12 protein-coding genes are annotated in these 12508 nt (G+C 67.2%); 6 read left to right on the top strand and 6 right to left on the bottom strand.

Translation table 11 applies throughout. From position 1 onward, the window contains the following. Window positions 1-21: 21 nt before the first annotated feature. The 4 genes from ACTWPB_RS08790 to ACTWPB_RS08775 all read right to left on the bottom strand — a co-directional run bounded on the left by ACTWPB_RS08790 (window position 22) and on the right by ACTWPB_RS08775 (window position 3218). Window positions 22-1275, bottom strand: a complete 1254-nt coding sequence (locus ACTWPB_RS08790; protein ID WP_446225185.1) for a deoxyguanosinetriphosphate triphosphohydrolase — start codon at window positions 1273-1275, stop codon at window positions 22-24. A 1-nt stretch (window position 1276) separates the two neighbouring features. Continuing rightward, the gene (locus ACTWPB_RS08785; RefSeq protein WP_446226268.1) at window positions 1277-1855 is read right to left on the bottom strand and encodes a YdcF family protein; all 579 of its coding nucleotides are present in this window, start codon (window positions 1853-1855) and stop codon (window positions 1277-1279) included. Window positions 1856-2008: 153 nt separating this feature from the next. Further along, a complete protein-coding gene (locus ACTWPB_RS08780; protein ID WP_446225184.1) occupies window positions 2009-2257 on the bottom strand; it encodes a hypothetical protein in 249 nt (82 codons plus the stop codon). A gap of 283 nt (window positions 2258-2540) precedes the next feature. Then, the gene (locus ACTWPB_RS08775) at window positions 2541-3218 is read right to left on the bottom strand and encodes an MBL fold metallo-hydrolase (RefSeq protein ID WP_446225183.1); all 678 of its coding nucleotides are present in this window, start codon (window positions 3216-3218) and stop codon (window positions 2541-2543) included. A gap of 69 nt (window positions 3219-3287) precedes the next feature. On the opposite strand from ACTWPB_RS08775, the gene ACTWPB_RS08770 reads away from it, so the two are divergent. Together ACTWPB_RS08770 and ACTWPB_RS08765 are read left to right on the top strand one after the other, a co-directional pair. Next, the gene (locus ACTWPB_RS08770) at window positions 3288-5396 is read left to right on the top strand and encodes a TPM domain-containing protein (protein WP_446225182.1); all 2109 of its coding nucleotides are present in this window, start codon (window positions 3288-3290) and stop codon (window positions 5394-5396) included. A 129-nt stretch (window positions 5397-5525) separates the two neighbouring features. Beyond that, window positions 5526-6344 (top strand): MerR family transcriptional regulator, encoded by an 819-nt coding sequence (locus ACTWPB_RS08765; RefSeq protein ID WP_446225181.1) that lies wholly within the window; start codon window positions 5526-5528, stop codon window positions 6342-6344. A 1-nt stretch (window position 6345) separates the two neighbouring features. Here ACTWPB_RS08765 and ACTWPB_RS08760 read toward each other — a convergent pair whose 3' ends face one another. Both ACTWPB_RS08760 and ACTWPB_RS08755 read right to left on the bottom strand, forming a co-directional pair. Beyond that, on the bottom strand, window positions 6346-7692 hold the full coding sequence (locus ACTWPB_RS08760; RefSeq protein WP_446225180.1) for a phthiocerol/phthiodiolone dimycocerosyl transferase family protein: 1347 nt from the start codon (window positions 7690-7692) through the stop codon (window positions 6346-6348). Between the two features lie 205 nt (window positions 7693-7897). Continuing rightward, complete coding sequence (locus ACTWPB_RS08755) at window positions 7898-9298, bottom strand: glycine--tRNA ligase (protein WP_446226267.1); 1401 nt, start codon at window positions 9296-9298, stop codon at window positions 7898-7900. Between the two features lie 188 nt (window positions 9299-9486). Here ACTWPB_RS08755 and ACTWPB_RS08750 point away from each other — a divergent pair, with 188 nt between their 5' ends. The 4 genes from ACTWPB_RS08750 to ACTWPB_RS08735 all read left to right on the top strand — a co-directional run bounded on the left by ACTWPB_RS08750 (window position 9487) and on the right by ACTWPB_RS08735 (window position 12506). Further along, window positions 9487-9837, top strand: coding sequence for an ArsR/SmtB family transcription factor (locus ACTWPB_RS08750; protein WP_067456316.1), 351 nt, complete (start codon window positions 9487-9489; stop codon window positions 9835-9837). A gap of 4 nt (window positions 9838-9841) precedes the next feature. After that, window positions 9842-10285, top strand: a complete 444-nt coding sequence (locus ACTWPB_RS08745; RefSeq protein ID WP_446225179.1) for a Fur family transcriptional regulator — start codon at window positions 9842-9844, stop codon at window positions 10283-10285. Window positions 10286-10392: 107 nt separating this feature from the next. Then, complete coding sequence (locus tag ACTWPB_RS08740) at window positions 10393-10686, top strand: type VII secretion target (protein WP_446225178.1); 294 nt, start codon at window positions 10393-10395, stop codon at window positions 10684-10686. Next, window positions 10686-12506, top strand: coding sequence for an alpha/beta hydrolase (locus ACTWPB_RS08735; RefSeq protein ID WP_446225177.1), 1821 nt, complete (start codon window positions 10686-10688; stop codon window positions 12504-12506). Before ACTWPB_RS08740 ends, ACTWPB_RS08735 begins: the two co-directional genes overlap by 1 nt. The last annotated feature ends 2 nt before the right edge of the window (window positions 12507-12508 follow it).

Raw genomic sequence — 12508 nt, 5'->3', positions numbered from 1 at the left:
AGCGAGTCTAGTCGGGTCTGGTCAGCGGCAGTCCAGCGAGGCGGCGACGCGTTCGAAGCGGCTCTCGGTGTAGGAGGCGATCTGGTCGATCACCACGCGCACACGGGCGGCCTCGGTGGTCGCGGCGTTGAACCAGGGCAGCATCTGGTCGTCGAGGTGGGCAGGCGCGGTGGTGAGCAGGCGGTCGGCGACGGCCTGCACGCGATCGCGCTGGGTCTGCTGGCGGGCGAGGTGGCCGGGGTCGGAGCGCACGTAGCGCAGCGCCACGGTCTTGAGGACGGCGACCTCGGCGGCCACGATCGGTGGCACGATCAGGTCGGCCTCGTAGCGGCTGAGCGGGCCTTCGCCGTGTCGCTCGTGGGTGGCCGAGATCGCGGCGGTGGCGAAGCGGCCGACCAGTTCGCTGGTGAGTCGTTTCAGGGCCACCGAGGCGCCGAAGCTGCCGTCGTAGGTCGCGGCATCGGCCACGATGTCGAGTTCGGAGAGCCGTTGCGCGGCGGCGGCGAGTGCTTCGATCGACTGGTCGGGGTGCTGGCCGTGACCCTGTTCGGCGAGTGCGGCCTGCTCGGCCGGATCGGCGAGGGCGCGCAGATCGATGCGGCCGACGATCACGCCGTCCTCCACGTCGTGCACCGAGTAGGCGACGTCGTCGGACCAGTCCATGATCTGGCATTCCAGGCTCTGTTTGCGGTCGGGCGCGTCCTTGCGCACCCAGGCCAGGCGCTCGAGGTCGTCGTCATAGGCGCCGAACTTGGTGCCGGAACCGCTTCTGCCCCAAGGGTATTTGAGGGTCGCGTCCAGGGCCGCCCGAGTCAGGTTGAGCCCGAAGCTTTCTCCGTCGGCGTCGAGGATCTTGGGTTCGAGGCGGGTCAGGATGCGCAGGTTCTGCGCGTTGCCTTCGAAACCACCGTATTCGTCGGCGAATTCGTCGAGCGCGCGTTCGCCGTTGTGACCGTAGGGCGGGTGGCCGATGTCGTGGGCCAGGCCCGCCAGGTCGACGAGGTCGGGGTCGGCACCGACACCGTCGGCGATGCTGCGCCCGATCTGGGCCACTTCGAGGGAGTGCGTCAGGCGGGTGCGCGGGGTGTCGCCTTCGCGCGGGCCCATGACCTGGGTCTTGTCGGCCAGGCGACGCAGTGCGGCGGAGTGCAGTACACGGGCACGATCGCGGGAGAACTCACTGCGATGACCCTTGCCTGCCGCACCGGGCCACGCGGTCTTACCCGGCTCGTGGACCATGCGTTCCTGGTCGTGCGGAGTATAAGTCCCTGTCATCTCACTGTCCCGCCTCGTAAGAGAAGTCTGCCGAGAAATGAGTGAGCTGATACCAGAGCAGCGCGCCGGTTTCGCGGGCGATGCCGCGGAATTGCGACTCCCTCGTGTAGACGGCCGGTCCGGTGCGGGTGGGTGCGGTCCACGCTGCCAAGCCCGCGTCGCGAGCCATCGTTCTGGTTCGGAGTGAATGCCACGGATCGCTCACGAGTACGGCCGATGACATGTCGCGCTCCCCCATCGCTGTCGCGACGGCCTCGATGCTGCGCAGGGTGTCGGAACCTGTTTCCACGGCGAGGATGCTCTCGCTCGGCACGCCCTTGTCTTCCAAATACCTTTTGCCCGAGGCGGCTTCGGTATACAGGTCGCCCTCCTGCTTGCCGCCGACGGTGATCACCGTGGGCGCCACACCGGCTTCGTAGAGTCGCCACGCCTGATACAACCGCGCCTCGAAAACCGACGACGGCGTCCCCGAATACTGCGCCGCGCCGAGCACCACGATCGCGTTCGCGGGGGTGTAGTCGTCGATCCGCGCGACCTGCCAGACCCGGAACGCCGTCCCGGCGACCAGCACCAACGCCATCAGCACCGCCCCGGCGATCAACCGGACGAACCACACCGAGACCGTCGACACCAGCCCGCGCGGATGCCTGACATCCGGGGCGGGCGCTGACGTTCGCGAGAATCCCGATTTCACCTTCGTCAGTCTGCCAGGTCGGTCCGACGCGTCGTGTGGTCAGCGGTCACCACTGGATTCCGTTCCGGTGAACGACCGATCGGCGGCGGCGAGATCATCGCGGCAACGTCGACGATCGAGCGGATCAGCGGGCTGTGCTCGGCGCTGTTCCAGGACGAGATTGCTCGGCGGCTTGTCGACGAGCGGGACCACCACCAGAGGGTCCGGTACCGGACGGCCGAGCGGCGTGCGTCCGACGGTGCCGTTCCACAGGACGGTTTGCTGATATTCGTGGACGGTGCGCACCACCGGCCCGGTGTCCGGATCGGTCGGGTGCGACCAGTGGCTCCGCCAGATCGGGTGTCGGGAGGCAGCTGGAACCGGTGTCGATCGGCCAGATCTCGCAGGTGCAGGTTCACGCGGTCGGCGAGTGGATCATCCACGCGCAGTACGACACCTACGGGGTCTGTGCGTAAAACCTGTGTGGTGATACCTGTTTCGTCGAAGGGTGTGCGGGTGAGGGCCATGTCGACGCGCGCCTCGTCGGCTGATCCACCGGCCGACCGAGCGAACTTCCGGGGCGGCCCGGACGTCACCAGCCCCGGGCGCGCCATTCGGGCAGATTCGCGCGGTCGGCGCCGAGGGTGGTGTCGTCGCCGTGGCCCGGGTAGACGACGGTGTCGTCGGGGTAGCGGTCGAAGAGTTTGGTGGTGACGTCGGTGAGGAGGGTGTCGAAGTCGGCGGGACTGTGAGTTTTCCCCACTCCACCTGGGAAAAGGGAGTCGCCGGTGAAGAGGTGGGTGTGGCCTGCGTTGTCGGTGAGGGCGAGGGCGATCGAGCCGGGGGTGTGGCCGCGCAGGTGGATGACCTGTAGGACGAGGTCGCCGATTTCGATGGTGTCGCCGTCCGCCAGCAGGCGGTCGGGGTGGACCGGGATGTGGTCGGCGTCGAGGGTGTGGGCGGCGGTCGGGACGGCGAGGGACTTGGTGACCTCGGTCAGTGCCTGCCAGTGATCGGGGTGGCGGTGGGTGGTGACGAGCTGTTCGACCTGGCCGGGGGTCTCGAGCGCGGTCAGTTCGATGATGCGCTCGGCGTCGTTGGCGGCGTCGATCAGCACGGCGGCGCCGGTGGCGGTGCTCTGGATCAGGTAGGTGTTGTTGTCCATCGGACCGACGGACATCTTCACGATGCGGGCGCCGGGGACGTCGCGCAGCTGGGCGCCTGCGCCCGCGGTGACGTGACCTGTGTACTGGCGATCGACTGTGACCATGCATCAGATCGTAGAAGCCACGCGCCGCGATGTCGTGCCGGTGTCGGTGTCGACCGTTAGATTCGACAGATGCCGCTGTCGAGGAAAAGTTCGGCCACGCTCCGCCCCCGCGCGTCGACCAGCGGGCAGGTACGTCCCGCGCAGCACGGCCGCCCGTCGGGCGAACACGCATCGGTCGGAGATGACCGCCGAACCGGGCAGCGGGGCCGTGCGCTGATCGGGGTCATGATCGCCGCACTCGTCGTGCTGTGCGCGCCCGGCGCTGGTGCGGAGCCGCCGTCGCGGATGGGTCCGCGGGTGGTCGACTCCGCCGGTGTGCTGAGCGCGTCCGACGAGGGCCAGGTGCTCGACGCGATCGATACGTTGTACCGCGATCACCAGGTGAAATTGTGGGTCATCTACGTGCGCGACTTCGCGTCGATGGCCCCGCAGGATTGGGCCGCTCGCACCTCCAGCCTCTCCGGCTTCAGCGATCGCGACCTGCTGCTGGCGGTAGCCGTCGACGACCGCGGCTACTGGCTCGACGGCACCCTCCCCGAGGGTGTGAGCGACGCCGAACTGGACTCGCTGCTCGCCGGTTCGGTGGAACCCGATCTGCGCGACCAGAAGTGGGCGCGGGCCGCGGTCGACACCGCCGAGGGAATAGGTTCGGCGATGCGTGGTGGCGGGGTGCCGTGGGGGGTGCTGATCCTCATCGGACTGGCCGTGATCGTGGTGGCAGGCGGTCTGATGTTGTTCTCCCGCAAGCGTCGTAGTGCCAGAGATCGTGCCGAACTGACCACCGCGCGCGAGGTGGACCCGACAGACTCGGCGGCGCTGGCGACATTGTCACTGCCGACCTTGCACGAGCTCTCCCGTGAGCGACTGGTCGAGATCGACGACGCCGTGCGGACCAGCGCCGAGGAATTGAGTTTGGCTACCAGCGAATTCGGCGACACCGCGGTGACACCGTTCCGCTCCGCGCTCGACGCCGCCCGTGCCGCCACCGCGAAGGCGTTCACGATTCGTCAGCAACTCGACGACGCCATCCCGGAGACGCCGGACCAGCAGCGCGCCCTGCTCATCGAACTGATCGCCACGGCGGGCAAGGCCGATCGCGAACTCGACTCGCAGGTCACCGATTTCGACGCCATGCGCGACCTGCTCATCGACGCGCCCACCCGACTGGACACTCTCACCCGCGACATCATCGAGCTGACCGCGCGCATGCCGGGCTCCGAAGCCGAACTCGCCCGGCTCGGTTCGACCTATCCGCCCTCGGTCATTGCACTGATCCACGACAACGTGCGAATGGCGCAGGAGCGAATCACTTTCGCCGAGAACAACATCGACTCCGCCCGCACCGCACTCACCCAGCCCGTCGGGCAGCAGGGCGGTGCGGTGGCGGCGATTCGTGCGGCCGAGGGCGCGATCGGGCAGGCCAGGACCCTGCTCGATGCCGTCGAGCAAGCCGCGACGAATATCCAGCAGGCACGCGACGGCCTACCCGCCGCCCTCGACGAACTGCGCGCCGACCTGAACTCGGCGAAGAGTCTCACCGAATTCGGCGGCGCCGATCTCGCCGCCGCGGTCTCGTCCGCCACCGCGGCCTTGAATACTTCGAACGCCGACAGTGATCCCCTCGGTACCTTCCACAACGCGGTCACCGCGGACGCCGAACTGGACCTGGCGATCGCGGCGGCCTCCGATCGCAAACTGGCCGTGGAGGATCTGCGACGCAGACTCGACCGCACCCTCACCGACGCGGCCGCGCGGATCGATGCGGCATCGTCGTTCATCACCACCCGGCGCGGCGGTGTCGACGCCGAAGCGCGCACCCGGCTCTCGGAGGCGCAACGCCATCTCGGCGAAGCACGCGCGCTCGCGGGCAGTGACCTCGAACGCGCCCTCGTCAGCGCGCAGACGGCTGCGGACCTCGGCGGCCGGGCGATGCAGGCGGCACAGGCCAACGTGCAGGCATGGGAGACCCGCCAGCCGATGTCAGGGGGCGGCGGCTCCCAGACCGGCGCGGTGCTGGGCGGAATCCTCCTGAATGAGCTCCTGCGCGGCGCGATGAGCGGCGGTTCGCGGCGCGGAGGTTTTGGCGGCGGCTATGGCGGAGGTGGCGGCGGGTACCGGCCTGGCTCATACGGCGGCTCGTCGGGATCTCGGCGGGTCAGCCGTGGCGGCAGATTCTGATCCGCCGGGAGGTGCCGGGGGGGTGACCGCGCCGGCTGTCGCGGCAGGAGGGCCGGGTCCTGGCGCGCCGAGGTCGACACGATTGCCCTTGACTCTCTCACTGTGTGAGGCCGTACACCGGAAGGCGTCATGTTCAGTATCGGAGATTTCGCCAGGCACGGTCAGGTGTCGGTACGCATGCTGCGCCACTATGACGCGGTGGGTTTGTTGCCGCCCGCCCGGGTCGACGCGGCCACCGGCTACCGGTTCTATACGGCAGCGCAGCTGGCTCGGCTCAACCGGCTTATCGCGCTCAAAGAGCTCGGGTTCACCCTCGAACAGGTAGGCCGGATGCTCGAGCCGGGACCCGACGCGGCGCAGCTGCGCGGCATGCTCAGCTTGCGCCGGGCCGAGTTGGAACAGCGGATCGCGGCCGACCGTTCGCGGTTGACCGAAGTCGAAGCGAGGCTCCGAATCATCGAAAAGGAGGGCGTTATGCCCGATCAGGATGTGGTGATCAAGTCGGTGCCCGCGATCAGGGTGGCCGAGTCATCCAGCTGGGCTTCGGGATTCGAACCCCAGGCGATCAGCCCGGTGATCGGAGGGCTGTTCGGCGAACTGTCGGACCAGCTGGCGAAGGCCGGGATCTCGATCGCGGGCCCTGCGATCGCCTATTACGATCTGCGTGAAGACGGGACGGTGGGCGTGCACGCGTGTGTGCCGGTGAACGTGGAACCCGATGCGGCGCCGGACTTCTCGATCGTCGATCTGCCCGCGCTCGAACACGCGGCGACGACCGTCTATCGCGGGAATGTGAGCGGGATCGGCTCGGCGTGGCAGGCGCTCGGCCGCTGGGTGGAGGACAACGGGCATCGCACCGGCGCGCCGGTCCGCGAGGTCACCCTCGCGTGGACGCCTGATCCCGATGACTGGGTCACCGAGTTGCAGGAGCCGCTCGCCGCGCACTGACTCAGGCGGTCGCGGCTTCGTGGTCCGCTGGTGACCGCGACAATTCCGCGGCCACCGCGGACAGCAGTTCGGCGGGGAGCGCGCCCCCGCCCAACCGGCCGATGTTCAACCGGCCGAGGTAGGTGTACACGAGGAAGGTGACCGCCGCGGACGCCCCCGTCGACGGGCGGGGGTGTGCGGAGAGATAGACGATCTCGTAATCGTCGAGGACCAGCCCGGCGGGGGCGCGGAACGTGGGCACCGTTCCGGTGTTGGTGAGGGCGATGTGGCCCGCCGTGGAGTGGATTCGGTGGGGTCCGAAGAAGTCCGGGAAGTGCAGGACGGACTGTTCGATCACGCCGTCGGCCAGGTCGTTGTGCAGGCTGGTGCCGATCCGGCGAGCGAGGACGATGAGGTCCTCGGTGGCGGCGGCGTCGGTGGCGAACGCGGCCAGGCCCGACAGGTTGGTGCCCGCCTCCGCGGTGACCGCCGGGTCGAGGCGCCTGCGCAGGTCGACCGGATACACGCACGAGACCCGCTCGGCGCCCGAGAGATCGGCATACGCCCGCAACACCGCGGCGGTGACCAACCCGTTGACGCTCACCGCATGCGCGCGAGCCATGTCGAGCACCCGCGCGGTCGCGACGGTGTCCAACTGAACCCGTGCGGGCCGAGCCAGCGTGGCCGGCGCCGGTTCCGAGCGCTCGACCCCACGCACCGGGTCAGCGGCGGTGAGCGGACGTGTCACCGTCTCGAGCCCCGACCGTGGCCCACGCCGGATCCCGCGCTGTGCCAACAGCGCCTCGAGCGACGCCGGATACTCCTGCGCCACACCGGGATCGGTCTCCGGCTCCCTGGCGCCGGTTACCGCGTCCGCCGGAGTGGTGCCGAGCCCCCTCGCGGTACCGGCCGCGATCTTCCCGGTTTCCACATAGTCGGTGTAGTAGCTCCACAACCGCGCGAACAGTTCGACGCAATACCCCGCATCAGCCACACTGTGGTGCACGAACAAGGTGACCCGAGCCCGATCTTCTTCGGCGAGAACCACATCCAGATACGCCAGCTGAGCCCCGGGGTCTACGGACTCGGCCGGAATCCGCACCTCGTCGGGATCACCGAAACTCACCCACGCACCGACGGCTTCGATATGCCCGGGACGCAACAGGATCCCGTTCTCGTCGCCATCCTCGACGATCCGGCACACCAGAATCGGAAACGCCCGCTGCAACGCCGCGAAGGCCGCGCCGAGCGCAGCCGCATCGAGTTCCCCGAGCACCGTGACCGACCGCCCGGTGAAGGTCGCGTGCCGCACGAATCGTTGTTCCGACGGTTCTAGCACCCGCACCACGTCTTCCGGTTCCCACAACACAACGAAGATCGTGAGGCACACACCCCCCCAACGCAAACCGTCAGCTACGCAGTGTGATCAACGCAGCTCAATCAAGATCATCAGGCCATGGTGGATTTTTCCTCTCGGCCGATGTCTACGTAATGGCCTGGTGATCAACCGTCCAGGCCGTAGACATGGAGGAACCCGCGCCAGGTATCCGGCGCGGGTTCTGATCGGTGGGGAATCAGGCGCCGATCAGGCGGGCTGCGAGGTAGGACTCGACCTTGTCCAGGGCGATGCGCTCCTGGGCCATCGAGTCGCGCTCGCGGATCGTCACTGCCTGGTCGTCGAGGGTGTCGAAGTCGACCGTGATGCAGAACGGCGTACCGATCTCGTCCTGACGACGGTAGCGGCGGCCGATGGCACCCGCGTCGTCGAAGTCGACGTTCCAGTTGCGGCGCAGCTGGGCGGCGAGGTCCTTGGCCTTGGGGGTCAGGTCAGCGTTGCGCGAGAGCGGCAGCACCGCGGCCTTGACCGGCGCGAGGCGCGGGTCGAGCCGCAGGCTGATCCGCTCTTCGGTCGTGCCCTTCGCGGTGGGTACCTGGTCGACGGTGTAGGCGTCGACCAGGAACGCCATCAGCGAACGAGTCAGACCGGCCGCGGGCTCGATGACATACGGCGTGTAGCGCTCACCCGAGGCCTGATCGCGATAGCTCAGGTCGACGTTGGAGTGCTCCGAGTGCGTCTTGAGGTCGTAGTCGGTGCGGTTGGCGATGCCCTCGAGCTCGCCCCATTCGCTGCCCTGGAAGCGGAAGCGGTACTCGATGTCGGTGGTACCCGCCGAGTAGTGCGACAGCTTTTCCTTCGGGTGCTCGAACAGGCGCAGGTTCTCCGGGTCGATGCCGAGGTCGGTGTACCAGGACAGCCGGGCGTCGATCCAGTACTTGTGCCACTCGACATCCTCGCCCGGCTTGACGAAGAACTCCATCTCCATCTGCTCGAACTCACGCGTGCGGAAGATGAAGTTGCCCGGGGTGATCTCGTTGCGGAAGCTCTTGCCGATCTGGGCGATGCCGAACGGCGGCTTCTTGCGCGCGGTCTCCTGGACGTTCTTGAAGTTGACGAAGATGCCCTGCGCGGTCTCGGGACGCAGGTAGTGCATGCCCTCTTCGTCGTCGACCGGGCCGAGGAAGGTCTTGAGCAGGCCGGAGAAGTTGCGCGGCTCGGTCCACTTGCCGGGCTGACCGGTGTCGGGATCGTTGATGTCGGCCAGGCCGTTGGCGGGCGGGCGGCCGTGCTTGGCCTCGTAGGCCTCGATGAGATGGTCTGCGCGGTAACGCTTGTGCGTGTGCAGCGACTCGACCAGCGGATCGGAGAAGGTGGCCACGTGGCCCGAGGCCTCCCAGACCTGGCGCGGCAGAATCACCGAGGAGTCGAGACCGACGACATCGTCGCGGCTGGTGACCATGGTCCGCCACCACTGCCGCTTGATGTTGTCCTTCAGTTCGACGCCGAGCGGACCGTAGTCCCACGCCGACTTGGTGCCTCCGTAGATCTCACCGCACGGGTAGACCAGACCCCGGCGCTTGGCGAGGTTGGCAACGGTGTCCACCTTCGACTTGGGTGCCACGCGAGATTTCTCCATCCACTGCGAGTCGGAATTGTTCGTCACGTCGTGAGAATTGCGTTACGACGTAACGTTCGTCTTGCGATAGAGCGTATCGGCACCCGTCCAGTGAGTTTGCAGCACCCGAGGTGTCCGCGCGGCGCGTCATTTGACATGCGCAACCGTGCATATCAAAATGGAATCTGTTTCCATTAAGGAGTTGGTTCATGACCACCGAGGCCGCGCCCGCGCACCCGCACAACCCGTACCACTCCCCTGCCCCCGCCGCCGTGCCGTCGCGCACGGTGCTCGAGGACGCGGGGGAGTTGCTGCGGGCACTCGCCGCGCCGGTACGCATCGCCATCGTGCTGCAGTTGCGTGAGTCGCCGCGCTGCGTGCACGAGCTGGTCGACGCCCTCGGCGTCACCCAGCCACTGGTCAGCCAGCATCTGCGCATCCTCAAGTCGGCGGGCGTGGTGCACGGCGAACGCTCGGGCCGCGAGGTGCTCTACGAACTCGTCGACGATCATCTGGCGCACATCGTCGTCGATGCCGTCGCCCATGCCGAGGAAGGGTAATCCGTTGGCAGACAACATCTCCGCGAAGCAGGTCGGGGTTCGCAGCACCCGTCAGCGCAGTGCCATCTCGGCCCTGCTCAGCGATATCGACGAGTTCCGTTCGGCACAGGAATTGCACGACGAGCTGCGCAAACGCGGCGAGAACATCGGCTTGACCACGGTGTATCGCACCCTGCAGTCCCTCGCCGACGCGAGCATGGTCGACGTCCTGCGCACCGACACCGGCGAATCCGTCTACCGCCAGTGCTCGAGCGGCCACCATCACCACCTGGTGTGCCGCCAGTGCGGCCGCACCGTCGAGGTCGAGGGCCCGACAGTCGAGGCGTGGGCCGAGTCGATCGCGAGCGACCACGGATTCACCGAGGTGAGCCACACGCTCGAGATCTTCGGCACCTGCCGCGAATGCGTGCGCAGCCGGACCGATGCGGACGAGCCCGCATCCGTGTGACTCACGTCACATGATGGAACCTTCGCTTCGCGTACCCCGTCCAACCTTCACGAGGGGACCGGTCCACCCGGACGCGTAGTCCTTCGGCATCGAAGGAGGGGGACATCGTGAGTGGGACCCTGGGCGTCGAGCCCGATCAGCTGAAGACCATGGCGACGACCTGGCGCCGGGAGGCAGGCGAAGTCGACGCGCTGAGCTGGGCTGCTGCCGGCGAGGCGACCGGCGACGGAAGTGACGTACTCGCCGCCGTGCGCGGACTGGCCGACCCGGCTTCGCAGGCCATGGACTCGATCGCGACCCGGTACACGACGCTGGCCGACCTCGTCGACAAGTTCTCCGCCGATATCCAGGCCGAAGACGTCGAGACCGCGGGCGAAATCGGGAAGCTCGGTACCCGCTGATGCGGCCCACGATCCCCCAACTCGACACCTGGAATCTCGAGGGCCTGCACCGCGCCGCCGAAGCCGCCCGCGCCAATGCCGACATCGTCTCGACCTCGGTCGAGGACTGCTCGCGCGCGGTGTCGGCGGCAGGCGGTTGGTACGGACAAACCAAGGACGCGGCCTCGCGACGCATCGATGAGGAAGTCGATCACGGCTACGAGGTCCGCACTGTGCTGTTGCGCGTGGCCGACGATGCCGATGACGCCTACCAGGGCTTGAAACACTTCAAAACCTATGTGCTGGAACAGAAGAACCTCGCTGTCGCGCAAGGTTTCGCGGTCGCCCCCGATGGCCGGGTGACCCATTCCGATCCCGAGAAGGAAGGCGATGCAGGGGTTTTCCAGCTCAACCTGTTGAGTGGGCTGGACGAGATCGAACGCCTCGACAATCTGTTCGGTGCGCGTTTGCGCGAGTCTGTCGGCGACCTCGACGCGATGCGCGACGGTCAACCCGACATCACGCTCGCCGATGGGTCGGTCCGGGATCCGGATGCGGTGGCGATCCAGCTGGCATCGATGTCGCCGGACGATCGGGCGACGTTGCTGGCCGGGTTGAGCCCCGAAGCGCAACGTCAATTGGTGATCGCGGCGCCGGAGAAGCTGGGCAACCTGAACGGGGTGCCGTTCGTGATGCGGATCGACGCCAACGAGATCAACGTCCGCACTGCGCTGACCTCGGAGAAGGCGAAGCCGAATCGGGACGAATCGCGCGTCGAGCAGCTAGAGGCGATGCTCGCGCCGATCCCGAATCCGGACGGCAAGACGACAGCCCAACAGGGCATGGTCGACCGCAAGTTCGTCATGTTCAGCACCGAAGGCAACGGTCGGATGATCGAGATGATCGGCGATCTGAAGTCGGGCGCGCCTGGTGTCGGCGTCTATGTGCCCGGGACGAGTACCAATCTCAACGGTTCGGGGTCCAACCATGTGGCGGCCTGGAATCTCGCCGACCAGACGAACGGCCCGATCTTTCTCTACATGGAGGGCGACTTCCCGCAGAGTCTGACCGGTCTGTCCGATGGTGCGCCGAGCCCGAGTTTCGCGGCTGATATGGCGCCTCGACTTGTCGACTTCGGTCGCGAAATCGATCGGGAAGTCGCGGCGTCAGCACCGGGAACACCGGTTTCCTATGTTGGCCATTCCTATGGCGGTTCGATCGTCGGGTCGGCCGAGCAGTTGGGCCTGCGGGCCGACCGCGTACTGCATGCTTCGTCGGCGGGAACCGGTGTGTTCGATGGTGGTTGGAACAATCCGAACCCGAATGTCGGCCGTTATTCCATGACCGCGCCCGGCGATCTGATCGGCGTCGTGCAGTCCTACCCGGAGGGCGGGCTGACCATTCCCGGCGGGATTCATCTGCCCGGTAATCCACACGCCTCGGACGTTCTCGGTGGCGATCCCGATGAAGTACCCGGCGTGACCCGACTGGACACCGGCTATTACAGCGACCAATCCACCGACCACCGGAACGAGGTCGTCTTCGGAAGCGACGGGCACGGCAACTACTGGGACGACCCAGGCTCGACAGCGTTCGAGAACATCGTCGGCGTCATCAGCGGATCGGACGCGACAGCCTACGTCGAGCGCGGGATCGAAACACGGTATGTCGACATCGGTTTGGGCGACAACGGCGATGGCGGCAAGGAAGGATTCGATGCGGCGAGGGCCGCCGCTGCCGCAGCCCTCGCAGCCGCCTTCGGCAACCCGAACCTCGACCCGTACGCGAACCCGCGCGTCACCGACAACCCCCGACTCGGCGAAAAGATCGACATCAAATGAGG

Source organism: Nocardia sp. IBHARD005 (assembly GCF_052814245.1).
This window is presented reverse-complemented; position numbering and strand designations above follow the sequence as displayed.